26 protein-coding genes are annotated in these 26,606 nt (G+C 69.8%); 6 read left to right on the plus strand and 20 right to left on the minus strand.

Features of this window, described 5'->3' with window-relative positions:
* The 3 genes from ABZV38_RS02915 to ABZV38_RS02925 are packed head-to-tail and all read right to left on the minus strand — an operon-like array spanning nucleotide 1 to nucleotide 2,053.
* On the minus strand, nucleotides 1–585 hold the full coding sequence (locus ABZV38_RS02915) for a hypothetical protein (protein WP_356323857.1): 585 nt from the start codon (nucleotides 583–585) through the stop codon (nucleotides 1–3).
* Nucleotides 586–641: 56 nt separating this feature from the next.
* On the minus strand, nucleotides 642–1,811 hold the full coding sequence (locus ABZV38_RS02920) for a DnaB-like helicase N-terminal domain-containing protein (protein WP_356323859.1): 1,170 nt from the start codon (nucleotides 1,809–1,811) through the stop codon (nucleotides 642–644).
* Entirely contained in the window at nucleotides 1,808–2,053 is a 246-nt protein-coding gene (locus ABZV38_RS02925) for a hypothetical protein (RefSeq protein WP_356323861.1), read from the minus strand. The genes ABZV38_RS02920 and ABZV38_RS02925 overlap by 4 nt, the downstream gene beginning before the upstream one ends.
* A 133-nt stretch (nucleotides 2,054–2,186) precedes the next feature.
* Between ABZV38_RS02925 and ABZV38_RS02930 the strand changes: the two genes are divergently transcribed.
* Entirely contained in the window at nucleotides 2,187–2,705 is a 519-nt protein-coding gene (locus ABZV38_RS02930; RefSeq protein WP_356323924.1) for an N-acetyltransferase, read from the plus strand.
* Nucleotides 2,706–2,841: 136 nt separating this feature from the next.
* On the opposite strand, the gene ABZV38_RS02935 is transcribed toward ABZV38_RS02930, so the two are convergent.
* From ABZV38_RS02935 to ABZV38_RS03010, 16 genes are all read right to left on the minus strand, one after another.
* A complete protein-coding gene (locus ABZV38_RS02935; protein ID WP_356323863.1) occupies nucleotides 2,842–4,629 on the minus strand; it encodes a TraM recognition domain-containing protein in 1,788 nt (595 codons plus the stop codon).
* A gap of 105 nt (nucleotides 4,630–4,734) precedes the next feature.
* Complete coding sequence (locus ABZV38_RS02940; protein WP_356323865.1) at nucleotides 4,735–5,412, minus strand: hypothetical protein; 678 nt, start codon at nucleotides 5,410–5,412, stop codon at nucleotides 4,735–4,737.
* Nucleotides 5,413–5,608: 196 nt separating this feature from the next.
* Nucleotides 5,609–6,880: a hypothetical protein gene (locus ABZV38_RS02945; protein WP_356323867.1), complete on the minus strand. Its 1,272-nt coding sequence runs from the start codon at nucleotides 6,878–6,880 to the stop codon at nucleotides 5,609–5,611.
* Between the two features lie 118 nt (nucleotides 6,881–6,998).
* Nucleotides 6,999–7,508, minus strand: a complete 510-nt coding sequence (locus ABZV38_RS02950) for a hypothetical protein (protein ID WP_356323869.1) — start codon at nucleotides 7,506–7,508, stop codon at nucleotides 6,999–7,001.
* Between the two features lie 63 nt (nucleotides 7,509–7,571).
* Entirely contained in the window at nucleotides 7,572–8,069 is a 498-nt protein-coding gene (locus tag ABZV38_RS02955) for a hypothetical protein (protein ID WP_356323871.1), read from the minus strand.
* Between the two features lie 28 nt (nucleotides 8,070–8,097).
* Nucleotides 8,098–8,874: a hypothetical protein gene (locus tag ABZV38_RS02960; protein WP_356323872.1), complete on the minus strand. Its 777-nt coding sequence runs from the start codon at nucleotides 8,872–8,874 to the stop codon at nucleotides 8,098–8,100.
* A 97-nt stretch (nucleotides 8,875–8,971) separates the two neighbouring features.
* Nucleotides 8,972–10,117, minus strand: a complete 1,146-nt coding sequence (locus ABZV38_RS02965) for a hypothetical protein (protein ID WP_356323874.1) — start codon at nucleotides 10,115–10,117, stop codon at nucleotides 8,972–8,974.
* Between the two features lie 141 nt (nucleotides 10,118–10,258).
* A complete protein-coding gene (locus ABZV38_RS02970; RefSeq protein WP_356323876.1) occupies nucleotides 10,259–10,957 on the minus strand; it encodes a hypothetical protein in 699 nt (232 codons plus the stop codon).
* Nucleotides 10,958–10,985: 28 nt separating this feature from the next.
* Complete coding sequence (locus ABZV38_RS02975; protein ID WP_356323878.1) at nucleotides 10,986–11,507, minus strand: hypothetical protein; 522 nt, start codon at nucleotides 11,505–11,507, stop codon at nucleotides 10,986–10,988.
* Entirely contained in the window at nucleotides 11,507–13,075 is a 1,569-nt protein-coding gene (locus tag ABZV38_RS02980) for an ATP-binding protein (protein ID WP_356323880.1), read from the minus strand. Before ABZV38_RS02980 ends, ABZV38_RS02975 begins: the two co-directional genes overlap by 1 nt.
* Nucleotides 13,076–13,102: 27 nt before the next feature.
* Complete coding sequence (locus ABZV38_RS02985; protein ID WP_356323882.1) at nucleotides 13,103–13,555, minus strand: DUF6238 family protein; 453 nt, start codon at nucleotides 13,553–13,555, stop codon at nucleotides 13,103–13,105.
* Between the two features lie 34 nt (nucleotides 13,556–13,589).
* Nucleotides 13,590–15,062: an SCO6880 family protein gene (locus tag ABZV38_RS02990; protein WP_356323884.1), complete on the minus strand. Its 1,473-nt coding sequence runs from the start codon at nucleotides 15,060–15,062 to the stop codon at nucleotides 13,590–13,592.
* A 142-nt stretch (nucleotides 15,063–15,204) separates the two neighbouring features.
* The gene (locus tag ABZV38_RS02995) at nucleotides 15,205–16,599 is read right to left on the minus strand and encodes an ATP-binding protein (RefSeq protein WP_356323886.1); all 1,395 of its coding nucleotides are present in this window, start codon (nucleotides 16,597–16,599) and stop codon (nucleotides 15,205–15,207) included.
* Nucleotides 16,600–16,626: 27 nt separating this feature from the next.
* Complete coding sequence (locus tag ABZV38_RS03000; RefSeq protein WP_356323888.1) at nucleotides 16,627–17,316, minus strand: hypothetical protein; 690 nt, start codon at nucleotides 17,314–17,316, stop codon at nucleotides 16,627–16,629.
* Nucleotides 17,316–17,624: a DUF6112 family protein gene (locus ABZV38_RS03005; RefSeq protein ID WP_055522607.1), complete on the minus strand. Its 309-nt coding sequence runs from the start codon at nucleotides 17,622–17,624 to the stop codon at nucleotides 17,316–17,318. Before ABZV38_RS03005 ends, ABZV38_RS03000 begins: the two co-directional genes overlap by 1 nt.
* Before the next feature lie 87 nt (nucleotides 17,625–17,711).
* Nucleotides 17,712–18,857: a C40 family peptidase gene (locus tag ABZV38_RS03010; RefSeq protein WP_356323890.1), complete on the minus strand. Its 1,146-nt coding sequence runs from the start codon at nucleotides 18,855–18,857 to the stop codon at nucleotides 17,712–17,714.
* 579 nt (nucleotides 18,858–19,436) lie between these two features.
* Between ABZV38_RS03010 and ABZV38_RS03015 the strand changes: the two genes are divergently transcribed.
* Nucleotides 19,437–20,195, plus strand: a complete 759-nt coding sequence (locus ABZV38_RS03015; protein ID WP_356323891.1) for a site-specific DNA-methyltransferase — start codon at nucleotides 19,437–19,439, stop codon at nucleotides 20,193–20,195.
* Nucleotides 20,196–20,291: 96 nt separating this feature from the next.
* Here ABZV38_RS03015 and ABZV38_RS03020 read toward each other — a convergent pair whose 3' ends face one another.
* Complete coding sequence (locus ABZV38_RS03020; RefSeq protein WP_356323894.1) at nucleotides 20,292–21,230, minus strand: DUF5655 domain-containing protein; 939 nt, start codon at nucleotides 21,228–21,230, stop codon at nucleotides 20,292–20,294.
* A 215-nt stretch (nucleotides 21,231–21,445) separates the two neighbouring features.
* On the opposite strand from ABZV38_RS03020, the gene ABZV38_RS03025 reads away from it, so the two are divergent.
* The 4 genes from ABZV38_RS03025 (at nucleotide 21,446) to ABZV38_RS03040 (ending at nucleotide 26,562) form a co-directional block, all read left to right on the plus strand.
* The gene (locus ABZV38_RS03025) at nucleotides 21,446–23,206 is read left to right on the plus strand and encodes a DUF262 domain-containing protein (protein WP_356323896.1); all 1,761 of its coding nucleotides are present in this window, start codon (nucleotides 21,446–21,448) and stop codon (nucleotides 23,204–23,206) included.
* Nucleotides 23,207–23,452: 246 nt separating this feature from the next.
* Complete coding sequence (locus ABZV38_RS03030) at nucleotides 23,453–24,712, plus strand: helix-turn-helix transcriptional regulator (RefSeq protein WP_356323898.1); 1,260 nt, start codon at nucleotides 23,453–23,455, stop codon at nucleotides 24,710–24,712.
* Nucleotides 24,713–24,772: 60 nt separating this feature from the next.
* On the plus strand, nucleotides 24,773–26,017 hold the full coding sequence (locus tag ABZV38_RS03035; RefSeq protein ID WP_356323900.1) for a hypothetical protein: 1,245 nt from the start codon (nucleotides 24,773–24,775) through the stop codon (nucleotides 26,015–26,017).
* Complete coding sequence (locus ABZV38_RS03040; protein ID WP_356323902.1) at nucleotides 26,014–26,562, plus strand: hypothetical protein; 549 nt, start codon at nucleotides 26,014–26,016, stop codon at nucleotides 26,560–26,562. The genes ABZV38_RS03035 and ABZV38_RS03040 overlap by 4 nt, the downstream gene beginning before the upstream one ends.
* The last annotated feature ends 44 nt before the right edge of the window (nucleotides 26,563–26,606 follow it).

Below are 26,606 nucleotides of genomic sequence, written 5' to 3' on the forward strand. Positions count from 1 at the left end.
TCATCGGCTCCGTGCGATTCGGTCCGAGGGAGCCGCCACCGCCGTGGTGACGTCGGGAGGTGGCAGCTCCGGAGCGGGCGCGGCGGTCGTGGACCGGCTGCAGGCAGCCTGGAGCCGAACGGACGCGGGAGAGACCGTTGTTGATGCTGAGTGCAGGGAGTTGGCCCCGTCATGCAGGGCCGCGTCGGCGGTGGCGAGTGCTTCCTCCATCACTCGTACGGCTGTCTCCCGGGCATCCCTGGCGTCGGGCTGGTCGCGCAGACTCTCGGTCTGGTTCAGGAAGGCGAGCTGGTGGGCCACCGCTCCCACGGCGGAAGTTGCTTCGCCTGCGAGCTCGACGGCGGCGGCGAAGTTGGTGATCACCCGAGCGGTGTGGGGCGCCTGATCCGGGTCGGCGGCACGGAAGAGGAGCTCGTCGCCCAAGTCGGTGATCAGCTTTCCAAGTTCGGAGATCTGGCGTGCGACGGCGACGGCATCGGGCGAGCGGTGGGGGTCACCAGGCACTGGCAGTTTGCCGCGCTGGGCGTCGAAGGTGGAGGCCGTGGCGCGCAGGGCCAGGGCGTCGGAGAGGGGGGCGTTTTTCATGGTGCGTTCCAGAGGTGGGGACAGTCGGATGGGCTGGGTCGGTGGGTGAGGGCGGGTCAGCCGTGGGTGCGCGAGGGCGGTCGTGCGGCTGATGGCGTGGAGGCTGGGCCTGGGCATTCCGAGGACCGCGCGGCCGGTTGCGGTGTGCTGCGGGCGAGGGCGGCGTGGACCCGCGCCGTCGGGGGCCCCTCGGCCTGCGGCGCGGGGGGTGGCGTCGGAGAGGGGTGGCCGTTCGCGGTCTGCCAGCGGGCGCGCACTTCGTCGAGCGGCCCGAGCGCGTGCAGGGCGTGGTTGATGAGCCTTCCGGGGGCCAGGGTCTCGTTCTCGGCCAGGGCGCGGATGGCGCGGGCGGAGGTGGCGGCCGTACGGGCGACGGAGGAGCGAATGATCTGCTCGCCGAGCCACTCGGCGCTGCCGGGGCCGACGCCGTCGCAGATGGCGGTGAGCTGTTCGGCGGTCAGCGTGCCGTCGGCCAGCAAACCGCGCCGCTGGGCCTCCCACAGCACAGTGACCCTGTCGATGGGCTCGCCACGGTGGTGCAGTGCGCCCAGACAGCGGTAGAGCTGGCCGTGGGAGGGGTCGGCGAAATCACCCGGTCGCAGCCAGCCGACGACCTCGTCCATCGCCTTCGGCCGCTCGACCAGGACCGCCAGCAGGAACTGCTCGTCCTCGGCGACCTGGTCCGCCCGTATCGGCGGCGGCGCGACGGGTGCTGTAGACGGTGGCGAGGCAGGCGCGACCGGGCGCGGTTCGGACCCCCAGCGGCGCGCGAGGTCGCCGAGTACCCCGGTCAGGACGTCCGCATAGTGCAGCGCTCCCTTGACCTCGCCCTGGAGGGCGTCGGCACGGGCCGCTTGGTGCAGGCGGATCGCGTGCTCGGTCACGCTGCGGTGGATTGCGCCCTCCAGCACTATCCGGCCGTACACCGGGGCGTGTTCGGGACGCGGGCAGGCCGAGATCAGGGTGTGGGCGTATACAGAGGTCAGCCCCCGGACGTGGTGGCTGGCCTCGTCGACCGCGTCGGTCACCCAGGACAGCGGCAGCGGTTCCTTGGTCGCCACGGCGGGGTGGCCCTCGGTCCGCAGCTTGCGCAGGGCGGCGAACAGCGCTTGGTGGACCGGCCGGTAGAAGTGATCCGGTGCGAGCCAGTCGAGGTGCGCGAGCTGGCCGGGGTCGAGCAGCACCGAGCCGAGCACCGCCTGCTCGGCACTCAGCAGCGGGTTCATCGCTGCAGCCCGGGGTGGGGAGTCGGCGGATCAGCCTGCTGGGAGCGGAGATCGGCGATGGCCTGGTCGGCGGCGGCCATCGCGCCGGCGAAGCGGTCCAGCTCGCCGGTGAATGTCGGATCGGTGGCGAGGATCGAGCCGGAACGGGTGACCAGCCACCACTGGCCGCCGCGCCGGACGACCGGTGACTGGGCGAGGCGTTCGGAGCGTGCCAGAGGGGAGGATGGAGTGCGCGAGGACACGAGGGGACTCCTGAACAGGTAGAGGGGGGAGCATCAGGCCGTGAGCTGAAGGGGCGCATGCCAGTGGGTCGTGAGGCCGTGGCTGGCCCAGGAGTACGGCCGAGGAAACGGCATTGATTCCCGCGTGACCGGCATGGATGCTGGCTGGTTGGAGGTGGTGAAGATGATCAACGTTGTGTTGAAGCTGTCGGCGCGCGATTTGGTGCGTGCGGACCTCGTGTCGTGCGGGTGGTCAGGGTCCGAGCACCACCTGGCCAGCGTCGCGAGGCAGTTGGAGCGTGCCCGGCTCGGCGAGGTCGACTACCTTGCGGTTTGCCCTTCAACGGACATTCCTGTGGCGAAGGGTGGCGTCGACTACCGGGTCAAGGAGGGTGTCGGCACTCTTTGGCAGCTGGCAGTCCATCCGGCATTGCAGTCGTGCGGGATTGGCACCTTCCTTGTTGAAGCGGCGGAGCTTCGGATCAGGAACCGAGGTCTGTGGCAGGCCGAGCTCGGCGTGGAGGAGAACAATCCGCGGGCTCGGGCGCTGTACGAACGACTGGGCTATGTCGCATACGACCGTCAACCTGACTCGTGGGACGAGCAAGCCCCGGATGGATCACTGCGCCGCCACGAAACGATGTGCACATTGATGCGCAAGGAACTCTCGTAGGTTCGGCTGGGCTCCCAGCCTGTGTCCGCGAAGATCGCCACGTCCAGGCCGGGCGGATGGTCCTCGGCGGCCATGAGCAGCAGACATGTCGACTGGACCCCGGCACCGAGCGAGAGCACCTTGGGCGTCGGGGCGCTCATGCCGACAGCCCGAAGTCGTCGCGGCCCAGGGACTTGGCGATGGCCCGCTCGGTGATGGCCTTCGTCGCGCGGGCCGAGGCCGGACCGACCACCTTGGCGGCGGGCTCCTTGTACCAGGGCCGCAGTTCGAGCATCGCCACCCGGATACCAGTAGCGAGCAGCAGCGCCTTCCCCTTGGGGAGCGCGCGGATCGCGTCGGGGGGCAGGATCCGTTCGGTGCGCATGCTCACTGAGGTGGACTTGCCGCCGTCGCTGGTCGACACCGACGTCGTCTGCACGTCGTGGTCACCGACCTGCCTGCTCAGACGGTCAGCGAAGTCGGCGTCGTCGATGCCACTTCCGATGATCTTGATCGTGGCGGCGGACCATAGGGCGTCCATGCCCGCCTCGCCCCAGCACCGCTGCCCCTGCCGGTAGGACTGCAGGATCGTCATCGGGATCACGCCCCGTGAGCCCAGGTGGCTGTACAGGTCGGGGAGATCGGCGATTTTGCACACGTTGGCGGCCTCGTCGAGGACGCACAGGGCAGGCGGGTCGAGCCGCCCGCCGGAGCGCTCGGCGACGACCACGGCCGCGCGCATCACCGCATCGGCCGCTGCGGCGATGATCGCCGATGCCGAGCCACCGCCATCCTTGCTGAGCAGGTACAACGTGTCGCGGGAGGTGGCGAACGCGGAGGGCCTGAACTCGGGAAGGTGCTTGCTGGGGGTGACCCAGGCGGCGACGTCCGGGTCGAGCAGGCAGCTCGCGTACTGCCGCGCGGTCTCGTAGATGCCGTCCCGCGTTTCCGTGGCCCCGCTGACGGTGCCCTGGAGCTGGGCGGCGACGGCGTCGTGGCCGGCATCGGTGAGCAGGTCCACCGGAGTGCGGTCGGCAGGGGAGGCGAGCCAGGCCAGGACATCGGTGATCGGGCTCCGGTGGCTGGCGGCGGCCAGGAACAGCGCACCGAGAGTGTTCGATGCGGCGGTGGACCAGAAGTCGGAGCCGCTGGATTCGTCCACCGAAGCGGCGACGAAGTGCCCGGCCAAACGTTTCGCCCCGGCCAGGTCGCGGGCGTCGGCCAGGATGTCCCACCACATCTCGCGCGGGTGGTGGGCGATCTGCTGCGGGTCGAGCGTCCAGATCGTGCCGACCTCGGCGCGGGCGTCCACTGTCGCGGTGAAGGCATCGTTCGCCGCCTTGTTCGAGGTCAGCAGCACCGGGCCGGGAGCGGCGAGGATCGCGGGGATCGCCAGCCCGGACGTCTTGCCGGAGCGCGGGGCCATGATCGCGACGATCACGTCCTCCCAGGAGGCGCGGACCGCGGCTCGGCCCGGGGAGAGCGTGCCGACGAGGATGCCGCGGTCGGCGGGAGTGACCTCTTTCGGTTTGAGATCGGACAGGCTCGGCCGCAGGCTCTTCGCCTTGGCGGTGATCTCCTTGTCCAGCAGTGGTGCGAGATCTTGCTTGCGGGCGAGGCCGTTCTTCGCGCCGCCGCGCAGCCGCAGCCACAGGACCAGGCCGGTGATGGTGAGGCAGACGGAGAGCAGGCCGGGGACGAGTCGCGCGCCGACCAGCAGGGCGGTGGGGCTCAGGTGCGGCCACAGCACGTCGGGGTGCAGCAGCGCGTCGGTGGCCTTGAACGGCGCCCAGTGGCCGGCGCCGACGAGGGAGTTGGTGAGGTTGCCGGTCAGCCAGGCGAGGGAGCCGAAGGCGATGGCGGCGCCGAGGACGCCGAACAGGAGGTAGAGGAGCGCGTCGGAGCCGGTGGTGGTCGAGGGCGCGCTGGTACGCGGGGCGGGCATGGCGGATCCAAGGAGGGAGAACGGACAAGGCGGTGCGGGGTGCGCGGCGCTCTTCTGCTGGTCATCGGGGCAGCTCCTGTTCCGGAAAAGGGACGGTGGCCGAGGTCATCGGGTGCGCGGCGACCGGGGCGGCGGCGCGGTGGCCGGTGGTTCGGACGTCGTGCCGGCGGAGGGCGTGGCCCGCTGGGTGGCGGCGTGCGGGGAGGAGGCGCGGGCGGCTCGCTGCCGGTCCGCTTCTGGGTTCTGGGCGGCGGACGGTTTGATGTCCGCGATCGCGTCGTCGCCGAGGACGTCGCTGAGCAGTTCCCTGGTCCGCAGGACAGGCACCTCGTCGCGGTACTTGGGGTCGCTGAGTTCCGCAGGGCACGCGGCGACCATGTCCTCGGCGACCCCCAGCTCCTCCTGGACGTCCCGCAACAGGCGGGTGGCGGCGGCCAGGCGTGTCCACGTCTTGAAGGTCGGGTTGTGGTGCGGGTTATCGAAGGTCAGGCGGGCTCGGGTCCAGTCGGCGGCTGCAGCCACGAGTTCGGTCAGCTGCGGGAGGGCCCCGACCAGGGCTCCGTTGACCTCCTCGATGATTCCGGCGACCTCATCGGGAGTTGCTGTCTCGGTAAGCCGGGCGATCATCCCCGGGACGGAGTACGGGTCGGCCGACGGGTGGGGCAGGTGTCGGACCTGCAGGGGCGTGTCGGAGCCGGACGCCTCGCCGCCGTGGGCAAGCCGGATGTTGTGCTGCATCGCGGCGCCGATGGCCTCGCCGATGCTCGGGTAGAACTTGGGCACTGTTCCTCCTCGGTCGTGGTGTTGGATCGGTGCCAGCCCGGCCGGGAGCACACGCCGTGCGCGCTTCCCACCTGGATGGATAGGCCCCTCGGCCCTGACCGATCTGATCGCGGACGCGCTGGCCAGAGCGTCGGTGGCCCGCATGAGATTGGTGCACGGCAGGCCGACGGAGGGAGCAGGGAGGAGAGCATCGGGGTCACCGGGTCCGAGAGCCGGGGGCCTGCGACGGATGTACGACCGCGCCGACCTCTGGTGCTCCAGTGCCGAGCGCCGAGGACACCTTGGCCGCTGCGGGCGACGTGGCGAGAGCAGCGCTGCGGGAGCCGGGGAGTGCCGGGGGCTGCGTCCGCGCCTTCACCTGGTCCTGCTGCGAGTCGCCGACACGATGCAATTCGACTTCCGCCCCGACGAGTTCCGACTGCGCTGCGCTGACGAACTCCGCAGCGAAGCCGAACCGGTCGGCCAGTGCGTACGCCTCGTCGTCGAGGTCGGTGATCTGCTCGCCTGCCGTCTCCAGCGCTTCCCGGACGCGTTCCAGGACTCCGTGCTCGGGATGAAGAAGGTGATCGACCGCCTGCTCAAGGCCGGCGCCGTTCTCGGCGGCCCTGATCTGGTCGGTCAGCCGCAGGATCTCGGCTCCGGTGGTGTAGAGCCCGAGAGGGTTGGCCGGGGTGGGCAACCGGCTGGTGTCGAGGTCGGGGTCCAGGTCGACGCTGTACCGGGCGGCGCGGAGCATCTCGGCTGCGTGGGTGGCGATGGCGGCGCGGTCGGCCTGCGGGGTGGTGGTCGGCAGGCGGTGGCGTCGGCCGTACCAGTCCTCGATCTGCTGGAATCCGGCGTGCTTGAGGAGCGTGGCGGACAGGTCGTCACTGGCGCCCCTCGCTGAGACGCTGCCGCTGGGCTCGATATTGATGGTGACGTAGGGGGCAGGCACGTGGGACTCCTGGGCGAGGGGTGTTGGGCGTGGGGCCAGGGGCAGGTGGCCGAGTTCGGTGGCGATGCGGTGGCACTCGGTCTGCAGGTGGAAGGCGTCGCGATAGGCGTTGTGGAGGCTGCCGTCCTTGCGGGCGAGAGTGGCCACGACGTAGACCCGGTGGGGCTGGTTGCGCAGGGCGATCCACCGGCAGGCGTCCGGATCGCCGTCCGGGGCGATGCCGGTGACCGCTACCACCCGGCGGGCCACCTCGGCCCACTGCGAGTCGGTCAGGTCGGGATGCCGGGGGTCGGAGCGGACCGAGCAGACCCACACCGGCCGCTCGGGCGCGCGGGCCCCGAGACGCTCGACGGGTGCGTCCAGGGCGCGGGCGAGGTACGGCAGCGCGTCGGGCTGGGCGAGCATCTCGATCGGGGCGCCGTGGCCGTCCCCCGCGATCAGGCGGGGGTTGGTGTGGTTGCCGCGCTCGCCCGGCCCGAACAGATACGTGAGCAGACCGGCGGTGTGGCTGGCGCGCTGCAGGTGGGCGATCACGGCGTCTACCTCGAAGGGGAGTGGCGAACGGGAGCCCGGGTGGCCGGGCCGTCAGGGAGAGAGGATCCGCAGAATCCGCGATTTGGCCCGGCCGGAGATGGGTGATAGACGCCTGCGGTCACCGCGGCTCGTCGAGGCCGTGGTCGTAGGCGAAGTCCGCGCAGGCGGAGCGTGCGAAGTACGCGTCGTTGTGCAGCCGGGCCCAGTGGCCGTCCTGGCGGATGACGGTGGCGACGATGTCGAGTCCGTTGGCCTGGTTGCGCAGGGCGGCCCACCGGCAGGCGGCCGGGTCGTCGTCCGGCTCGATGCCGGTGGCGTCGAGGACCTCGCGCGTCAGCTCGAACCAGTCGTCGTCGTCGAGTTCCACGCCGGTGGTGTTGCGGAGCGCGCAGTGCCAGGTGAGCCGCTGGGACGCGATGTGTCCGGTCCGTGGTTTACGCAAGGACAGGGGCTCGTCGAGCAGCAGCGCCAGGTACGGCAGGACAACGGCGTCCTGGGCGGTCAACTCCGGCGACCAAGCGGTGAGCAGGAAGGGGGCGAAGCCAGGCTCGCTGCGGTGGAGGTCGGTGAGCAGATCGGTGGTGCTCTCGGTGCGCCGCACATCGCAGCGCAAGGGGTACTCGGGCATGGGGTATCCGCATCTGGCAGGGAGAGGGATCCGGTGCCCCGACGGGGCGGGGCACCGGGGTGGTCAGAAGTGGGGGTTCTCGGTGGGCCGGTCGGCTACGGTGGCCGCCTGGAGCAGCTCGGTCAGGTCGCCGGGCTCGGAGGAGCGCTGGTCGATCCACCACCCGGCGCGGGTGATCGTGCGAGCCGTTTCCTCGATCTCCTCCCACTGCGCCTCGCTGTTCTCGCCTTCGAGGACCAGAGCGGTGTACGCGGCAGCCAGGACCTGGTGGCGGCAGCGCACGCCCCACGCGATGGCGCGCTCGCGGCCTTCGAGGGGCGGCATTCGGTACAGCTCCGACCAGGCATCGGACTCGGCCTGCTCTTCGGCGCGCTTGGCCTCCAGCCAGGCGGCCTTGTCCTGCTCGTCGCCCTCCTTCGCGGACCGCCAGCAATCGGTGCACTCCTGCTTGGCGAGCCACTCGGCGAAGCCCGCGCGGCGGTCGGCCGCCCGGTCGGACAGGTCGCGGGCGCCGCTGTGCCCGCACGAGAAGTCGATGTGCCAGATGGTTTTCACGGCCATGGGAGCTTTTCCTTACGGGTGTTGGATGTCAGGGGGTGCGGGAGAACGCCACGCGCGGGTCCACCGGGCGGGAAGCCGGGACGGAGGCGGCGGGCGTGGGGACCGGGGGTTTGCCGGGCAGGCCGGCGCGGGCGGGACTGGCGGCGAGCGCGGCGGCGTTCATGACGGGGAACCGGCGGGGGGCGACGTCCGGGCCGTGTTCATGGCGCGCTGCCGCCGACGGTGCGGGCGGGTGGCGTGCGGTGACGTCCCGGGCGAGGGCGGGCTGCACGGCTACCTGGAGGTCGGCGCGGTGTATCGCCATGGTGGCCTGAGCTACCTTGCCGAGCGCCTGGCCACGGTCGGTGGTGATCGGCAGCGTGTAGATGTCCAGGCTCGGGTTATGCCGCCAGCCGTTCTCTTCCAGGATGAGTCGGCCGCCGAGAGCGGAGGAACCGTCGGCGGTCGCGGTGACCACGCCGAGCTGCGGATGCTCGGCGAACGCGACGTCCGGCTCAGCGCGCGGGGGCCGGTCGCGGGCGGCGGCTGGGCCGGAGGCCGGCGAAGGATCGAATGCCGCGTCCGCGTCCACCCGGTAGCCGGCCTTGCGCAACAGCGCGACGGCCCGGGTAGCGCGGTCCTGCCCGTCGCGCTGCTGGTTGGCCAGCGCGTACAGGTTGGAGTGGTCGGGGACGGGGTGGAAGTCGAATCCCTTCAACATCCAGGCGCTCGCGGCCAGTTGCTTGGGGTTGGAGGCGACGATGCCGAAGTCGGGGTGGCGGCCGAATGCGATGTCGGGAAGCGGGTCGTGCTCGGAGGTGGGCATGGCGGATCCATCCGGTGCGGGCATGGGTAGAGGGGCGGTCGAGGGCGGGGATGGTTCTGCTGGTGCTAGTCAAGGCGGGCTCCGAGGTGGGCAGCGGTCAGCGACCGGGTGCGGACGAGGGTCGGGCAGGAGGCAGGGCGGGACGTACGGCAGGAGCTGACGGCACCGCCGCCGGGGTCGTGCGCCGTGCGGTCGGCGAGACCGCGAGAGCGGCGGCGACGCGAGGCCCCGCAGGCTCCTCCGGAGCGACTCGGTCCACCCGGACCAGGACCTTGTCGGGGTGGTAGGTGTGCCGGTCGGCCAGATCGCCGCGCATGGACCGAATCTCCAACGCGTAGGAGTCGAGCTTCTTGGTGATGTAGCGCAGTCGGTTCGCGTAGTGGGGATCGACGGGTTCGCCTAGGCCCTCCCACCAGTCGGCCGTCGTGGTGAGGGACTTTACGACCCGCTGGAGAACGCCGTCACCGGGAGCGGTGAGCTCGCTCAGCGCGGCGACGACCTCGCTCGTATGCGCCGCCGACTGGATGGACTCGGACAGGTAGCCGAGCCGGTCGCCGAGGCTGAACCCGTGACCGCCAGGGGGCGGCCGGCTGGGATCGAGCAGGTCGGGATCGCACGAGACGTCGAAGCCCTCGGCCTGCAGCATGTCGAAGGCCCGGGTCACCATCTCCCGCTGCTCGACCAGGTTGGTCATGGCCGAGGGCAGTCGGTGGAAGCGTTCACGGAACAGCACGACGGGGACGAAGCCCGCACGGTGGAGCGCTGCGTCGGCAGCGCTCTCCTGAGCGAGTCGCCGGGGTTCCGGTCGGGGTGGCAGGCCGAGCAGATCCAGGCGCGCGTCGATGGCGGCGAGCAGGCGGGGGACGCTGCCGCCGTACCCGGCGTGAGGACCGTCGGGCTCCGAGTCGTAGATCACTTCGTGGAGCGTGGAGTCATCGGGATGCCCGCGCGTCACCAACCAGCTCTCCGGATACCCGGGCGGGTGGTCGGTGGCCGGTTCCTGGGGCGGAGAGATGATCAGGGCGCTGCCGTCGGGAAGTTCGGCGCGGACGATGTAGTCACTGAGGCCGTACTCGACGGTGCAGGCCAGGCCGCGCTGCCGAAGCGGTGTGGTCAGGTGGCTGTACTGGTGCTCACGCTCCGACGCGCCAGCGGCGGCTTCCTGGATGAAGGGTTCGCTGGTGCGCGCAGTGATGCGTGTGCCCTCGCGTTGGAGGGTGACCAGCGTCTGATCGGGGCGCATGTGGGCTTCTCCGTGGCCGGTCGTCCCAAGCGGTAGACGGCGGGAAGCCGCAGCCGGGCGGGAGCTGGCAGGGGTAGTGGCGTTCGTTGAGGATCCGGTGATCGGGCGGTTTGGCCTCGCCGGAAGTCGGTGCTAGAGGCGTCAGCGCGAGCGGCGTGCGGCAGGGGGGTCCGACGCCGCCGAGGCTGGCGGCGAAGGGGGAGAGGCACCGCGTTGGCCGGAGGCGGATCGGGCCAGGGCCGCCTGGACACGCCCGGTGTGCGCAGACTGGTCGACACCGATCCGGTCGGTCAGGTGATCGGCAGCCCTGGCCAACGCCGCTCCGCTGTAGCTGAGTTCGTCGGCGTAGTGCCAGCCTTCGGAGTTGCGGATCTCTTGGGCCCGTTCCTCGTAGAGCTCCCGTGACCCGGGCATGGAGCCCTCCATGAGCGCGATGACCTGATCCCACTCGCGGCGGATCTCGCCCGCCCGCGCCAGTACGGAATCGATCCCCCGCAGGCGCAGCAGGTCGGCGCTGATCGTGCCGCCAAGGTAGTCGGCCGGTTGAGCGGTTGCCCGTACACCGGCGAGGACTCCGGGGCCATGGGCCAGAAAGGTCTCGACGTGCTCCCAGGCGGCGGCGTCCCGGGCCACTTTGCCGTCGGCGTACCCGGTTTCGTCGACGGGCCAGCCGTCTTCGTCGCAGTACGAGTCCGAGACGGCATCCCATCGGTCTGACGCCTGCCTGATGCCGTCAGCGGCCAAGGCCAGGGCCTGGACGCGCACTCGCCATGCCGCTTGTTCGCCGGTGTCTTGCGGCTGGCTGTCAGGGGAGGTGGGGGAGCCGGGAGAGGTGGGCATGGTTGTTCCTCGTTCCTATGCGGGTGCCTCACCGCGAACGCGGCAGCGAGCGCACAGCGGACGGTGAGACGGGAGCCGAAGCGTCGCTCTGCTGGCCGGGGGAAGTTCCCCGGGCCGACGCCGCTGGCGAGGGGCGGGCCGCTGCTGCCGCCCCGTGCGACCGGGAGCGGATCTCGTGGCCGACGTTCTCCCCCACGAGATGCAGCTCCTCGCCGAGGTCGGTCAACCGGGCAGCGATGGCGTCCAGTTCGGACGCACTGCTTCGGGCGCCGTGGGTGCGGCACCACTCGGAGGCGGTTTCGAGCATCTGGTGCAGGCGGGCCACCGCGCCGAAGTCCTCCGTAACGGCCTCGTAGAACAGGCCGGTGAACTCCTCGGTTCGGGCTGCGGCGAGGCGGTCGTTCCAGTCGGTGGCCGGTGCGCCGCTGTCCGGACTCGCGGCCGGGCCGGTCGTCGGGTGGCGCTTGGGTGGGGCGGCGTTCTCGGGCACACCGAACCCGAGACCGGGGACGAGCCCGGACCGGGAACCCGCGACCCCGCGTAGACTCATCACCGCACCTCACGGAGCCGCAGCGGAATTGAGAATCCGTCAGTAGGCGTGAACTCGGCGCTTTTGGCGGACATGCGGGCGTCGGTGTCGAACAGCTTGCGCTCGGCCGGATGCAGGATGTGCTGAGTGATGAAGCTCCGACCTGCGACTTTCCACAGGCCCCGGCCCTTGGTCAGGGCGGACACTGCCTGGGTTTCGACACCGGTCAGGCCGAGCAGCGACGCGGCGGCGGCGAGCTGGTCGGGCTCCTGGCGGTAGATGATGCGGGTGCTGCAGTCGGCGAGGAGGCCCTCGGCCAGTACCCGGCCGCGCGAGCCGGCGTCGCCCGCGCTCAGCAGATCGCTGAGGCGGTGGATGACCATCAGGTTGGCGATGCCGAGACCTCGGCTGAGCTTCCACTGGCTCTGCATGCGCTCCAGGAGGCCGACGTGCCTCATCACGCGCCATGCCTCGTCGTAGATCACCCAGCGTCGGCCGCCGTCGGGGTCGGCGAGTGCGGACTCCATCCAGGCGCTCGCGCAGGTCATCGCGAGGACCAGCGCGGTGTCGTCGCCCGAGCCGCCGAGCCGGGAGAGGTCGATCGACAGCATCGGGGTGGTCGGGTCGAAGGCCACGGTCGAGGGCGCGTCGAACATGCCGCTCAAGTCGCCGTGGACCAGACGGCGCAGGGCGTGCGCGAGGTCTTGCGCGGCGGGTCCCATGTGCCCGGCCTGGTCGCCGAGGGCCCGGTCGAGGCGCTCGGGCGAGCCGAGGGTGTGCGCGATCTCGCCGAGCAGCGGCACGGTGCCCCCGGCCTCGGCTTCGGCGACGACCAGGTCCAGCGCGAGGTCCAGGGCGGTGTGCTCCATCGGCTGGAGATCGCGCTTCAGCACGGTGCGCGCGAGGCCGGCCAGGAGCAGGAGACGGCGCTTGCGGACCTCGGTCGACCAGTCGTCCTCGCTTACCGCGGCGGGCCGGGCCGGAGCATCCAACGGGTTCAGCCTGCCCGGGAGCCCCGGTCCCAGGGCGATGCTGTAGCCGCCGAGAGCCTGCGCGACGGCCGTCCACTCGCCCTTGGGGTCGCACGGCACGTAGACCCGGTAGCCGTGGGCAATCGCCCTGGTGGCTATGGACTTGGCCAGCGCCGACTTGCCCATGCCGATGATCCCCGCCAGGACGGCGTTGGGATTGGTGAAGCCCTCGATCCGGCCGCTGCTGTACAGCGAGAACGGGTCGTAGCAGAACGCGGCCTCCGCGTGGACATCGCGGCCGATGAAGATTCCCTCCGCGCCCAGGCCGCCCTCGGCGAGGAAGGGATAGGCACCGCTGACGGTGGCGGTGGTCATCCGGTGGGCGGGCAGGCTGAGCTTGCCGCCGCGTGCCGAGGAGGAGCCGGGGCGTCCGGACGGCGGATAGGTGGGCCGCAGCTCCGGGTCGAGGGTTTCCTCGTTGCGGCGCTTGGGCGGGGCTCCGGCGAGGCGGGCCTGGCGCCGGGCCTCAGCGAAACCGGCGCGGGCGGCTCGCTGCTCGGCACGCGATGCCTTGCGGGGGACGAACAGGTGGGAGGCGCTGGCGCGGGTACGGGGCATGAACGTTTCTCCAGACGGAAGGCAGGGTCAGTGGCGGACGAGGCCGGTGAACGGCGCGTGGAGGTCGGCCGGGGTGGTGCGGCGGCGGACCAGGTGCGCGGTGCGCTGGTGGCGCTGGCAGATGGTCAGCTCCGGTGCGCCTTCTGGCAGGCCGGCCTGGCACGCCTCGCGTTCCGGGACCTCGCCGGAGTCCGACCGAGGGGCCGCGTGGTAGGCGGCATGGGCGTGGTCGGCGGCCTGCCAGATTCGGGTGCGGGCGGCGCGGAGCTGGTCGCCCTCGATCGGCACGAGCTGGCCTGTGCGGGCGGCGTGGGCGTCGAGCAGGCCGTGCAGCGAGACGAGGTGGGCGTGCAGGGCGTCCAGCTCGGCGCGGGTGGTGACGAGCGGACCGCCTGGCACGTTGAGCGCGCGGTGGAAGTCGAGCGCGGCGGTGGCGAAGGGCACGAAGTCCTGCGCGGTCGGGCTGGCGGTGCGGGACATGGGGGTGCTCTTTCGGAAGGGAGGAGGGCCGGCATCAGGCGGCGAGGGCCAGCGGCATCGCCGCGGCGGTGAACGCTTCGGCCTGCTGCCAGGTGAGCGGCCGGAGGTCGAGCTGGGCGCCGACCGCCGCGGTCTCCACGACCGCGCAGGCGGACCGCAGCTCCTCCTCCGTGTCGGCCGAGACGGTCAGCAGGCCGGTCAGGGCGACATCCGCGTGGCCCGCGATGAGCTGGCGCTCACGGGACTTGATGTCCTGGTACTCGATCGAGTCCGCTTCGGAGTCGACCTGGCCGCGCCGCGCTCGCTCAGCGGCGTCCGCGATCACAGTGGCCTTCTTGCGCTGGACATCGCGCAGGGCGGCGTCCAGACCCTTCGGCTCGTACGACAGCGACAGAGTCCGCCGCACCCCGGCGGTGAACAGAAGCTGGTGCAGGAAGCCCGCCGACGTCTCGGTGCGGGGCCAGTTCTCCACCCAGTACGTGGAGTGGACGGCGGAGTCGGTCGCGATGTGGTCCGACTTCTCGACGACAACGACCGGGCCCGCAGCAGCGGGGTCGGCCTCGGGACGCCCGGAGGAGGACCAACGGTCCAGTGCGGCAAGGGCCTTGGGGTCGTACGCCGTTCGCACGACGGCCGCGATCTCGTGGGCGGTGAGCCAGCCGGTGGGGTTGAGCCCGGCGGTGCGCGCGGCCTGGTCGAAGGTCGAGGTCAGCTGCGCCAGGACGCTGAAGGACCCGGTCAGACCGCCTCCGGCCTGGTTGATCAGGCGTCGCGCGGCCTTGGCGTCCAGCGAGATGGCGACGTACGCCTCGTGCGGAGCCGCAGCCGGGCCCGCGCTCTGGATCAGCTCGCTGTAGATCGCGCCGGCCACCGGGGCGTCGGGCCAGCCGTGCTCCTCCCAGTACCGGCGAAGGGCGTCGCCGGAGTCCGGCACGGTGCGCTCGATCACCTGGATGCGGGCGACCTGGCCGGTGCGGGCGAGCGCGGCGAGCGTGCGTCCCCAGCCGTTGACGTTGGCGTTCTGGGTGCCCGGGTCGAGCAGCGCGTAGGCGTGGGAGGACACCTTGACGACGGCGGTCAGCGTGCCGGTGTGGGGGTTGTGTACCGCGCCGTACCGGCGGTCCGGGGCGGTGACCACGCGCAGGCTGGCGGCGGTACCGGGCAGGTGGAGGAGTCCTTCGCGCACCGGGCGGCGGGAGGGCCGGACGAGCCAGATCAACTGACCCCGCATCCGCCGGAGCACGTACCGGGTGACGATCGGAGCCCAGTCGGCCAGGGATCGGCCTCGGTGGCGAACGAAGACGAGGAGGGCGATGGCGGCCCACAGCGGGATGAGTTCGAGAGCGCCGACCACGCCACGGGCGAGGATCACGGCGAGCAGGAGCAGGCCGGTGAGGCTCACGACGATCAGCTGCGGGGCGGTCAGGCCGAGCAGGATGCCGCGCCTGCTGCGGTGCGGGAACTTCACGGTGGCCGTGGCGGCTACGGCCTGGGGGCTGTCAGACATGGCGGTTCCAGACGGTGGGGACGGGCGAGGAGGGGCGGAAGGCGCGGCGCTCTTCTGGAGGTCATGGCAGGACTCCATTTCGGGTGGCCGGGGGAAGGGGGCGGGCTGGAAGGATGCAGCCCGCCCCCTGGGTGGCGGTGGGTCAGGACCCGGACGGCGGCTGGTTGGGGTAGACCCAGCTCGTCGGAGTCGGGGAGCCGGTCGCCGACGGACCGGTGGAGGGCGCCAGCGGTGCGGCGGGACCGCTGGGCTGCACGGCACCTGCGCGGGTCAGGCTGCTGCCCGGAGCCGACGCACCAGCGGGCTGGGCGGCGGAGGGAGCGCCCCCCTCGGAGCCTCCCGCTTCGGTGTCGGCAGGCCGTGTGATCAGCGCGGGGATGCCGGGGCGCTGGATCAGGGCGCGGCCCTTGTCGCCGGAGGCGTTCGGGTCCTCGCCGTACCGGAAGCTGGTCTGCGGCTTCGGGGGTCCGGCGTCGATGCCCTCCTTGCTCAGGTTGCCGCCGGTGGGGTTGATGCCGGAGGCGACACCGTCGCTGCCCGCGCCGGGGACCTTGCTCGGCCCCTGCGGAGCAGGAGTGCCGGTGCTGGCCTGCATCGCGAGGCTGCCCGCGGTCTTCGCGGCCCCCGCGGCGACAGCCATGCCGGCGACGCCGGTACGGTGCAGGTCGTCGTGGCCGCCGCCGTCGGTCGCCCAGTGGACGAACTTGTAAGTGGCGTACGGGCAGAGCAGGACCAGGACCATCACGACGATGCCGGCCATCGCGTCGGACAGGGCGGCCATTCCGTCCTGGGGATCGGACTTGCCCATCGCCGAGACGCCGATCAGGAAGACCACGGTCATTAGCAGTTTCGACACGACGAGGGTGGCGGTGGCCTCGATCCAGCCGCGCCGCCAGCGCTTGGCGACCTCCCAGCCGCCGCCGGATCCGGCGAAGACCGCGAGGGCGACCATGATCAGGACGCCGACCTTGCGGGCGACCATCACGCCCCAGTACATGAACGCGCCGATCGCGCAGCCGAAGGCGACCAGGGCTGGGACTGTCCAGCCGAGGCCGTACATCGCCCCCAGGTTGTTGACTTTGATGACGCGGCGGATCGCGTCGTCCACTGAGCTGTTGGCTGCTTGGAACAGGCCGTCGGAAAGGGCGTCGACCACCGTGATGGCGACGGAGGTGAAGGCGACGGCGCAGAAGGAGAAGAGGACGCCGGTCATCGTGCCGATCGCCGCTTGGGCGAGGGCGCGTTCGTCCCGTCGCCATGCCGCGAACATCAACTGGATGCAGAACGTGCCGACGGTCAGGGCGAGTCCGATGGGCAACAGCAGCTCGTAGTTGTCCCGGAACCAGCCGGCGTTGAGATCGATGGCTGTGGTTTCGTTGACGGCCTTGGCGGCGAGATCGGCTGCGCTGGCGGCCAGCTCACCCGCTGACTTCGCGATCCACGCCCCGATGCCGTCGGTGACGGTCCCGGCGGGGTTGGTGGCGAAGTCGACGGTGTCGCAGACGGTGCCCATCAGCGGAAGGTCGCAGACTCCCATGGCGGTACCTCCTTTCTGGGGTGGGGGTCAGGGCGCGACGGCCGGCAGGACACCGGCCAGGGCGCAGGGCTGGGAGGGGCGGCACTGGACCGCGAGGGTGGTGACGCGGTTCTCGGCGCCGCCGTGCGGCGATCCGTTCCAGGCGATCGACTGTTTGCCGGAGACCGTCACGGCGTAGACGTACGCGGTGGTGATCGCCCCGGGGTCCGCCTGCAGGGCCCGGGTGAACGAGTCGGGGAAGTGCGCCTCGTTCACGGTGGCGGTGGCGAACTGGCCGTTGGCGGCCATCTCCTTCCACAGCACGGGCGAGGGGACGAGCGCGTCGACCGAGGCGGCGTCGGCGTACTTCGTCTCGCTGGTCAGCCACTTGTGCAGGGCGGCCAGCAGCTCATGCTGGGAGTAGGCGCGGGTGTCGTAGGACCACAGCGCTGCGGCTGCCGCCTTCCCGAAGGTGATCGGGTCGTGTGTGGAAGGGGGAACGGGCAGGGCGCCGCGGCTCCCGTGCGGTCGTGACGAGGCGGAAGCGGAAGCGGTAGGGGAGGAGGGGGAAGCCGAACTCGCCTGCGGTGCGGGAGCCTTGGAGGAGGTCCTGCCGTCGCGGGTGAGGTAGGCGGCCAGGCCAGCGAGGGCGACGAGCACCACCAGGACAGCGGTGCCGAGCAGCGCCCGGCGGCGCACGCGAGATGCGCCGCCGGGGTTCGTGGAGCGGGGAGACATCAGTGGACCTGCGTCCCCAGCGTGCTGAAGAACGCCACCACACCGTTCGCGGCACCCAGCAGGAGGGCCGCGCCAGCGCTGACCAGCACGCCCTTCTTGCCGCTGGCCTCGGCCTGGTGGCCGCCGGAGTGGTGACCCCAGGCCCATACGCCGGCGCTGACGGCGAGCGCGCCGACCACGGCGATGATCCCGAAGAGGTTGATCGAGCCCATTACCTGCTTGAGGACCGAGAGGCCCGGAAGCCCGCCCTCGTTCGGCTTGATCCCGGGGTCGTAGGCGAGCTGGACGACCTTGTCGGCGAGGTACATTGCGTGAACTCCAGTTCGATTTAGTGCACGCCAAAGCCCGCGGGGGCGAAGCGGCAGTGCAGGAAGGGGGAGGGAGAGAAGCGCCGGTCAGACGACTCGGCGGGCCGCGAGAATCTGCGGCTTCCAGGACGCGAGGGTCGCGAGGCGGACCACGTCGCCGGTGCGCGGGGCGTTGACGATCAAGCCTTGGCCGACGACCATCCCGACGTGTTCCGGGACCTTGGCAGTCCCCTCGGTGAAGACGAGGTCGCCGGGCTGGAGAGCGTCAACCGATACCGGCTTGCCCTCCTTGACCTGCGTGTACGTCGTCCGTGTGAGGGTGACCCCGGCGGCCTCGTACGACTGCTGCATCAGGGAGGAGCAGTCGCAGCGGCCCATGGGGTCGGGCCCGTGGGAGTCGGTGCAGCTCCCGCCCCACTGGTACGGGGTGTCGAGCTGGCCGAGCGCCCATCGGATCGCCGTCTGGACCTTGGGCGGAGCGTCTGCCGGGATCTTGTATCCGGCCGGCAACGCGCCGGGCGGGATGGTTCCGAAGTCGGTTCCGTCCCCGCCGCTCGTACAGCCACCTGTGGTACTCGGCGGAGGACTGCTCGTGCTGTCCGAGCCGGATGGCGAGGGGCTCGGTGACGTGCCGCCGGCCTTCGACAACAGCGGCTCGATCGCCTTCTGCAAGGCAGTGGCCAGGGGCTCCCACTTCACGTAAGCCTCCGGGAAGCCAGACTTCTGCACCGCCTGGGCGGCCTGGGTGACAGACAGGGACTGCCAGCCCGAGACCTTCTCCAGCGCCTCGTAGAACCTCGTCGAGGCGTGCACCGGGTCCAGGATCTCGTTCGCGGTGCCCCAGCCCTGCGACGGCCGCTGCTGGAACAAGCCCAATGAGTCGCGGTCGCCGTAGGTCAGGTTCCGCAGGCCGCTCTCCTGCAGTGCGGTCGCCAGGGCCACGATCTGGCCCCGGGCCGGGATGTTCATCGCGACACCGGTGGCCTGGATGGTCTTGGCGTTGGGGATCTGCTCGGCCGGGTCGTCCAGGCCCGGCACGGAGACCGTGCCCTTGCCGCCGCCGTCCAGGATCGCCTTCACCTGAGCGGCAACGGCTGAGGTATCCACAGCCTGTGGACCGCCGGTCGAGCAGGAGGCCGAGGCACTCCCGGCCGCGATACCGAGGATCGGAACGGCCAGCAGCAGCGGACCGGAGGCGAAGAGACCGACGACGGCTCCGGTGGTCTTGTTCATCGCCGCCGCTGTTCGCCGGGGCGGACAGCCCGGCCGGGCAACGGGGTTGGGTCAGGGCGTGGGCGTATCAGGGCGTGCTGCATCGCAGCGGCTCCTCGCGGTTCGTAGGAGGCGCGGTGCCGACTTCTCGTGCAAAGCCGTCGGCACCGCGCCGATGTGAATCCGCCTCTCAGGGCGGGCCCGGGTCAGGGGAGTTGGTAGCTCCCGGACGCCGGTCTCAGGTCATGCGCGGCAGCCAGCCGCGCTCGTAATCTCAGGCGGTGCACCGGGTCTCCTCGCGGCTTCGGGAACGGGGGTTCAACGTGCCTGCCGGGTCACGTTTTTGGACGAGGCAACACGGATCAGCACAGGTCAGCGGTGGTGGAGCTGGGCTCCGCCTCGGTGACATGGCGGGACAGTAGACCGGGATTCCGGCCGCACCAAACGACCGCCGGACCCGGGCACGAAGCACGGCACGGGCTCGTTAGGTGCGGCCGGACATCGCGGCTAACCTCCGGCGCAACCCCGCTCCGAACGGCCGCTGTTGCGTGCCGTCCGGAGCGGGTCCAGTCCCGTCGTGCCCTGAAAGAGGCCCCGCACATGAGTTACACGCTGCACCGAGGCGACGCCCTCACCGTGCTGAAGACCCTCCCGGACGAGAGCGTCAACGCCGTCATCACCGATCCCCCGTACAACTCCGGCGGACGGACCAGCTCGGACCGCACCGGCCGCACTGCCCGCGCCAAGTACGTCACGGCCGGATCGGCGCACGACCTGCAGAACTTCCCCGGCGAGAACCGCGACCAGCGGAGCTATCGAAGCTGGCTGACCGCGCTGCTCACCGAGGCGTACCGGGCCGCGACCGAGCACTCCGTCGCCATGGTCTTCTCCGACTGGCGCCAGGAGCCGACCACCAGCGATGCCCTGCAGATGGCGGGCTGGACCTGGAGCGGCACGATCCCCTGGATCAAGCCGGCCAGCCGACCCCGCAAGGGCGGGTTCAAGCAGTCGGCCGAGTTCATCATCTGGGGCGTCAAGGGCAGCCTCGAAAAGGACCGGGACCTCTACCTGCCCGGCCACTTCATCGCTTCCCAGCCGCGCAAGGACCGCGTCCACATCACCCAGAAGCCGGTCGAGATCATGCAGCAGCTCGTGCGGATCTGCCCCGAAGGCGGCACCGTCCTCGACCCGTTCACCGGCAGCGGCTCGACAGGCGTCGCCGCCCTGCGCGAGGGCCGGCAATTCGTGGGTGTCGAGTTGTCCTCGCACTACGCCGACGTGGCAGAACAGCGACTGTTGCAGGCAACGCAACACACTCTGACCCAGGACGACTTCGTCCTGGCCGGGCCGGAGGCATGAGCATGAGAACGACCAGACCAGGGCCGACGGACCGCAGACGCCAAAGGGCGGCTGGTGCATCGAGAAACCGATGCACCAGCCGCCCTTCCTCTTGCGTCAGGCCGCCTCGAACGCCCGCCGGATCAACGGTCCCGCCTTCTCCAGGTCGGCAGCAGAGGCGATCCGAACCTCCAGGTCGCCCGTCCCGAGGTGGCCGATGCTGCGCATGTCGCGCGAGAAGCCCCCCTCCAGCTCGACCGTGTCCGGGTCGACCTTGAGGTAGACCAGGATCGCCTCGTGCTTCGGGCGGAAGATAACGGAGGCGACGTTCACCATCCGGCGGTAGGCGATGTAGTGCCGAAGCTGAGCCACCTCGACCTCGCCCCAGATGGTGAGGGCCTCGTCCAACTCGGCGTACAGGTCCTGCAGGCAAGCGGGAGCCGCGCTCGGAGGCGCCTGGACCGACGGCTTCCCATCCCCGCCGCCGGCACCAGCCACCACCTCCCGCTCCCGACTCTGCCGCCGAGCCGGGGCCGGGCGCGCAGACCCAGGGGCGGACTCGATCAGCAGCAGGCTCAGCAGCCCGCCGTCGAAGACGCGGTAGCGCACCAGGTCGATCCGCTCGTGCAGACGGTGCACCGCGACCCGGTCGTGGTGCGAGAAGCTGGCCGCGATGCAGACCGTCCGCGGGTTCCGCCAGTCGATCGCCTCGGCCGCCTCGGAACCCAGCCTCTCCTTGACCAGGGCCTCGAACTCGTGACGTGCGGAGCACAGCCACGACAGGTAAGAGACCGCCTGTGACATGACCCCGCTATCGGCGCCTTTTTTGTACTCGATCAGCACCGGCGTGTTGTTCTCGTCGAGCCCCAGCGTGTCGATCCGGCCCCGGTGCCAGGGGCCGGTTGGGTACTCCGACGCCAGGAAGCGGATGCCGAGCATCGCCTCCATGCCAGCCTCGATCCGACGCTGAAGTTCCACCTCCAGAGCCACCGTCGAACCACGCAGCTCGACATCTCGGCCGTCGGCATCCAGCCGGAACAGCTTCAGGTCGGTCACCAGCGTCCCCCTCCTGCGATCACTACAGGAGGATCAATCGATAGCGGTACCGCACTATTCCGGCCGGAAGGATGAGTTGCCCCAGCTCCGTACAAGGGCATCGGCGAGGGAACATCGCTCTCCGTACGCACGCCGCAGCCGGTACGCTTGACACGTCGCTTCTGACGCATCCTCATTTTTGATGATTGGTGGGAACTGTGGGTTTTCTGCCGCCCATGACCGTCGCCGAGGCGCTCAAGAGCATCCACAACCGGTCATGGGTGCTACCGGCGATCCAGCGCGAATTCGTCTGGAGCTCCGACCAGATATGCGTGCTGTTCGACAGTCTGATGCGCGGCTATCCGGTCGGGTCGTTCCTCCTCTGGAATGTCATCCCAGACCAGGCAGCCCAGTTCACCTTCTATGACTTTCTCGCCGACTATCATGAGAAGAACCCCTACGCGCGGGTCGCCCAGATCTCGGCAGGCCGGAACGTGACAGCCGTGCTCGACGGCCAGCAGCGGTTCACCTCGCTCAATATCGGCCTCTACGGTAGCTACGCGGAACGCCTGCCGCGCAAGTGGGCCACCAACCCTGATGCCTATCCGCGCAAGCGCTTGTATCTGAACCTGCTCAGCAGAACCGGAGACGAGGAACTCGGCCTCACCTACGACCTCCAGTTCCTGACCGAGCAGGAGGCGGAGTCCGAGCTGGACGGCCAACGCCCCTGGTTCAGGGTCGCCGATATCCTCCAACTGGAGAACAGCGGGCCAGCGATGATGGCGGCGCTCGAACAGCACGGACTGTCCGGCTCCCAACCTTTCAACACCTTGTACAACCTGTACGAGGGGGTCCGGACGAAGACGGCCATCAACGCCTATCTCGAGGAATCGACGGACGCCGATCGAGTGCTGGACATCTTCGTCAGGGTCAACAGCGGCGGCACCAAACTCTCGAACTCAGACCTGTTGCTGTCCATGGCCACCAACCAGTGGCGCGAACTGGACGCCCGAGAAGAAATCCGCTCACTGGTCACCGAACTCAACCAGGAGCAGGGACGTCCATTTGCCTTTAGCAAGGACCTGGTCCTTAAAGCGGGCCTGGTGTTGACAGAAGCACCCGACTTTCGCTTCAAGATATCGAACTTCACCCAAGCCAACATGGAGCGACTGGAGAAGGCATGGCCCCAAATGCGCGCCAGCCTCTTGCGTTCCGCCAGGCTCCTGGCCACCTTTGGGCTCTCCGAGCGCACGCTGACCGCAGACAGCGTCGTTATCCCACTCGCCTACTACCTGCACTCACACGGCCACGACGACGCCTACATCGTCTCGAGCGCCCACTCCAAGGACCGTGAAGCTGTCCGATCGTGGGTCTTCCGCAGCCTCCTCAAACGCGGCGTGTGGGGCTCCGGACTGGACACACTGCTCAACCGCATCTGCACCGTCATCCGCCAATCGCCGCCCAGTGACGGCTTCCCTGCGGGTGACATCGAGTCAGCGATGGCCGCGCGCGGCAAGTCCTTGCAGTTCGGCCCCGAGGAAATCGAGGAACTACTCGACCTGCAGTACTCCAAGGCTCGGACCTTCGCTGTGCTGGCGTTGCTGTACCCGGGCCTGAATCTCAGTCAGGACGTCCACGAGGACCACATCTTCCCGCGCTCCCGGTTCAGGCGGAGTGCCTTGACCCGGATGGGGATACCCGCCGAGAAGATCGAGGAATACCTCGTCAGGGCCAATGGCCTCCCCAACCTCCAGCTACTCGCCGGCACACCGAATGTCGAGAAGAGCGATGCCTGGCCATGGGAGTGGCTTGACGGGCCGCATTTCCCGACCGTGCAGACCCGAGAGGAGTACGCCACTCGCAACGACCTCGACCTCCTCCCCAGCGAGCCCGTCGGGTTCCTCGACTTCTACGAGGGGCGCAGACTCCGGATGAGCGAGCGGCTCCTCTCGGTGCTCGGCGAAAGTGCCGCATCGACTGACGCGCTCGGAGAATGATCATTCGTTAGGGCTGGAGCGAGGCTGGTGTCGCAGCGATGCCAGCAGAGCGCGGTTCCTGCGGTGAAGCTGCACCGTTTACCGCCAGAGACCGTACAGACCCAAGGATGACGGAGCGGTCGGGCAGCCGGCACCGTTCAGGGGACGGCTCGCCGGTGTCAGCGTTGATCCGTGCCGCTAGCAGGGCCGACAGCGGGTGCAGAGGCACGGTTGCAATGAAGTCTTCAGCCTGGTTCTTATGGAGTTATGCCCGCGCCCCTTCGCAGAATCGAGCCGAGCCGCCTGGCGGCCCGGCGCCTAGAGCTGGGCTTGACACGAGCAGAGCTGGCGGCTCGGGCTGGGGTGTCGGAAAGGATGATTTTCTTCTACGAGGAGGGCAGGCACTCGCCAACTCCGGCCCGGTTGGACCAGCTGGCCAAGGCTTTGGGGTGCGACTCTGGAGCGCTCACCGGAGCTCAGCGCGGTGCGGAAACGTTGATCGATCTTCGTTATGCCGCTGGACTGCCCGTCGACCGAGTCGCTGAACTGCTGCGAGCATCGTCCGCAGGACGTGAGCTGTGCGTGTCCGCAGCCAAGGTGGCGGCTCTGGAGAGCGGTCGCCAGGTGCGTGGCCGGGGGTGGAAGGACGCCCAGACGACCGGCAGGTTGCTCGCTCCTCTTGCGAAGGTCTACGGCGTGCCCGTGCGCATGGTCCTGGACGCCTGGATGCGCACACGTACAGATGAGCCTGCGCCGCAGATTCCGGGCAAGCGGCAGCAGGACCCCTCGCAGGCCGCACTGAAGACCTGGGAGTTGTTGAACGAACGGCAGCGCATCTACCTGGGTGAAATCATGCGAGATGACCGTATGACGGAGACCGAGATGTGGATGCGACGGGTGCAGCGTCTGCCAGTGCCCCCAGCGGCCGAGTGGCGCAAGCTGCCGTTGACCCTCAAGGCCGCACCGTCACTGGTGGGCTACACCCGCCTGCAGGAACGCCTTCGGCGTGGAGGAGTGCACGATCCTGGTGCTGGCCAGACCGTGCATGCACTTGAGCGGCGGGGGCTGCTGATCATCACGGAGGACGCTGTCGAGCATCCCGGCGTTGGTTATGTGGACCGGGTGCTGGTGGAAATTACTCGCCGGGGCCGAGCAGCTGCCCGCGCAGGGCTGGGCGAGCCTCGTGAACCCGACCACGCGGCGCATCTGCTGTCGGAGTGGCTGTGGGGCGTATTGGCACGGGTCGCGGCGGCGGAGCCCGCCGGGTTGGAGGACGACCGGTTGGCGGGCCGGTCCCTCTTTTTCATCGGCGTGGGGTACAAGGGGAAAGCGGGCGGCCAGCCGAGCCGGGGCTTCGTCGAATCCGTTCCGGTGATGGCGGCAGGGGGCACGCACGTTGACGAGTACCGATGGCGATTGACCAGACTCGGTAAGCGGCATGTCGCGGAGTACCTCGATCTCTATCGGGAGCTCTATCCGCAGGCCGATACCACAGGGCTGGGTCCTTTTCCGGTCGACTCACTCTAGAAACTGGCATTCCCTCCATCTCGGGGTGAATGTCAGTGGTGCGGTCTACGCTGCGGATTTGTGACGAGCCCCACGCGCGACGATGCTCAGACACTTGACGAAGCCAGGGTCCGCTACCTGGTCACCCGGGCTGCCCTGCGGGCGGCGAAGGCCATGACGTCGCCCGGCTTGAAGCCGGAGCAGCGTCTGGCGACCCTGATGGAGTGCCACGGCACGATGCTGGCGGCTCGCGGGCCAAGCAGCCCGCTGCCATTCGCCGAGTTCCGGAAGGCACTCAGAGGGGATCTGGCCGGGCTGCTGCCGGACGGCGTGAGTGCCTTGGACCTGGGCGGGTTGCTGGTCATCGACCGGGACGGGCAGGTGACCGAGGATGCCTTCGACCTTGATCTGGAGCAGCGGATTCTGCTGCATACCCTGCGGAAGCTCGAAAAGGACGCGGGTGCGATCAGTGATCGGGAGCTCCAGTCGGAGATCGAGCAGGAGACGGCGTACGCGCTTCTACGAAAGCAGGGTACGCAGAACGCCTACGAGGCAGGCCGGTCCGACCTCATCCGGCATCCGGCGGGCCCGGTCGACCAACTGCGCAAACTGAAATTGCCGATGGGGGTCGTCGACTTCTACGAGGAGATCCCCTACGGGTCCGTCCACCACGGCTGGTGGTTTCCCTGCCCGGTCTGCCGTTGGCCGATGCGCCTCACGCTCCGCAAGAACGCCGGCAACATCGTGGGGTCGGCTCGCTGCTGGCACGCCCCCCACGCCGACATGGGTGCCGCGTACCTGTTCCGTCCAACGTCGGACGAGAAAGCACCGGAGTTGCTGCCAGAGCCGTCTCCGGCGCGCCCGAGCGGGAGGGAGGCAGTGCTGTATCCGGACACCGAGACCCCGCCCGAGGCGCTGCCCGCAGAGGGCCACAAGGCGCTCGCTCGCGGAATCTGGATGTACACCACCGTGCCGGGGCTTCCGGAGCTGGCCCTGTTCGACCGGTTGAAGGAGCGCGGGCTGAAGGTGGACCTGTGGCCGGGGTTGGACGCCTACGACCTCCTGGTGGAGGTCGCTCCGAAGCGACGCAAAAAGGTGTCGTTCAAGGTCGACGTCAAGGACTACACGTCGGTGACGACGCTCGCGAAGCTCATCCACGCACAGGAGGGCGACAAGGGCGGAGCCGAGTGGCTGGTCGTGCCGGACTACCGGGCCCGCCAGGTCCCGCTGCTCTCTGGGGTGTGCGAGACGTACGGGATGAAGGCGGTCACCGCCTCCGAGTTCGGTGAACTGGTGTGCAAGGAGGCAGGGGTGAGCTGGACATGAGCGAGGTGTCGGTCAAGGAGACTGCGGTACTGGCAGCGCTGGCGCTGGCCGCCCACTACTTCCCCGAAACGGTGGACGGGGACGAACGCGGCGCTGCGCCCTTTGAGCAGGCGGCGTTCCTGGTCTCCGGCAAGTACCAGGCGTGGGAACGTTGGGACAGCCTCACTCACGAGGAGAAGCAGCGGATCACGGCGGTGTACGCCATCGCCCCCGCCGAGATCTCGGGTCTCCGGGCCTTCTCGATCACGGCCCGGTCCATGCTCGCCCCCCTACACGGAGACGACCCCGACGGCCCGGGGACGATGCTTCCCTTTGAGCTCGTCGGTGACAACCCGTTCGCCGCCAGCGCCGCCTTCCCACGGGTAGGCGGCGACCTGCCGGGATACGTCGACCGTCTCACCGCCCGCTTCCGCCGACCCAGCGGCCGGCCCAAGCCGCCGGACTTCGCCGGTCCGGGGACATGGGCCACACAGGAGATGTTTGTGAACGGGGAACCTGAGTTCCACAGTTGGCGGTGCCGACTAGGGCACGAATATGTAGGTTGACCTGCGGATATGCCTGTGGGCACGCCGAAGTGGCGTGTCACTAG

Origin of the sequence: Streptomyces sp. NPDC005181, from assembly GCF_040608395.1 — a bacterium.
GTDB lineage: Bacteria > Actinomycetota > Actinomycetes > Streptomycetales > Streptomycetaceae > Streptomyces.

Bases quoted from the DNA above. Each gene is read 5' to 3' on its own strand.
- ABZV38_RS02915 (WP_356323857.1), bottom strand. From the start codon at position 585: ATGAAAAACGCCCCCCTCTCCGACGCCCTGGCCCTGCGCGCCACGGCC.
- ABZV38_RS02920 (WP_356323859.1), bottom strand. From the start codon at position 1,811: ATGAACCCGCTGCTGAGTGCCGAGCAGGCGGTGCTCGGCTCGGTGCTG.
- ABZV38_RS02930 (WP_356323924.1), top strand. From the start codon at position 2,187: ATGGATGCTGGCTGGTTGGAGGTGGTGAAGATGATCAACGTTGTGTTG.
- ABZV38_RS02935 (WP_356323863.1), bottom strand. From the start codon at position 4,629: ATGCCCGCCCCGCGTACCAGCGCGCCCTCGACCACCACCGGCTCCGAC.
- ABZV38_RS02950 (WP_356323869.1), bottom strand. From the start codon at position 7,508: ATGCCCGAGTACCCCTTGCGCTGCGATGTGCGGCGCACCGAGAGCACC.
- ABZV38_RS02955 (WP_356323871.1), bottom strand. From the start codon at position 8,069: ATGGCCGTGAAAACCATCTGGCACATCGACTTCTCGTGCGGGCACAGC.
- ABZV38_RS02960 (WP_356323872.1), bottom strand. From the start codon at position 8,874: ATGCCCACCTCCGAGCACGACCCGCTTCCCGACATCGCATTCGGCCGC.
- ABZV38_RS02965 (WP_356323874.1), bottom strand. From the start codon at position 10,117: ATGCGCCCCGATCAGACGCTGGTCACCCTCCAACGCGAGGGCACACGC.
- ABZV38_RS02970 (WP_356323876.1), bottom strand. From the start codon at position 10,957: ATGCCCACCTCTCCCGGCTCCCCCACCTCCCCTGACAGCCAGCCGCAA.
- ABZV38_RS02975 (WP_356323878.1), bottom strand. From the start codon at position 11,507: ATGAGTCTACGCGGGGTCGCGGGTTCCCGGTCCGGGCTCGTCCCCGGT.
- ABZV38_RS02980 (WP_356323880.1), bottom strand. From the start codon at position 13,075: ATGCCCCGTACCCGCGCCAGCGCCTCCCACCTGTTCGTCCCCCGCAAG.
- ABZV38_RS02985 (WP_356323882.1), bottom strand. From the start codon at position 13,555: ATGTCCCGCACCGCCAGCCCGACCGCGCAGGACTTCGTGCCCTTCGCC.
- ABZV38_RS02990 (WP_356323884.1), bottom strand. From the start codon at position 15,062: ATGTCTGACAGCCCCCAGGCCGTAGCCGCCACGGCCACCGTGAAGTTC.
- ABZV38_RS02995 (WP_356323886.1), bottom strand. From the start codon at position 16,599: ATGGGAGTCTGCGACCTTCCGCTGATGGGCACCGTCTGCGACACCGTC.
- ABZV38_RS03000 (WP_356323888.1), bottom strand. From the start codon at position 17,316: ATGTCTCCCCGCTCCACGAACCCCGGCGGCGCATCTCGCGTGCGCCGC.
- ABZV38_RS03005 (WP_055522607.1), bottom strand. From the start codon at position 17,624: ATGTACCTCGCCGACAAGGTCGTCCAGCTCGCCTACGACCCCGGGATC.
- ABZV38_RS03010 (WP_356323890.1), bottom strand. From the start codon at position 18,857: ATGAACAAGACCACCGGAGCCGTCGTCGGTCTCTTCGCCTCCGGTCCG.
- ABZV38_RS03015 (WP_356323891.1), top strand. From the start codon at position 19,437: ATGAGTTACACGCTGCACCGAGGCGACGCCCTCACCGTGCTGAAGACC.
- ABZV38_RS03025 (WP_356323896.1), top strand. From the start codon at position 21,446: ATGACCGTCGCCGAGGCGCTCAAGAGCATCCACAACCGGTCATGGGTG.
- ABZV38_RS03030 (WP_356323898.1), top strand. From the start codon at position 23,453: ATGCCCGCGCCCCTTCGCAGAATCGAGCCGAGCCGCCTGGCGGCCCGG.
- ABZV38_RS03040 (WP_356323902.1), top strand. From the start codon at position 26,014: ATGAGCGAGGTGTCGGTCAAGGAGACTGCGGTACTGGCAGCGCTGGCG.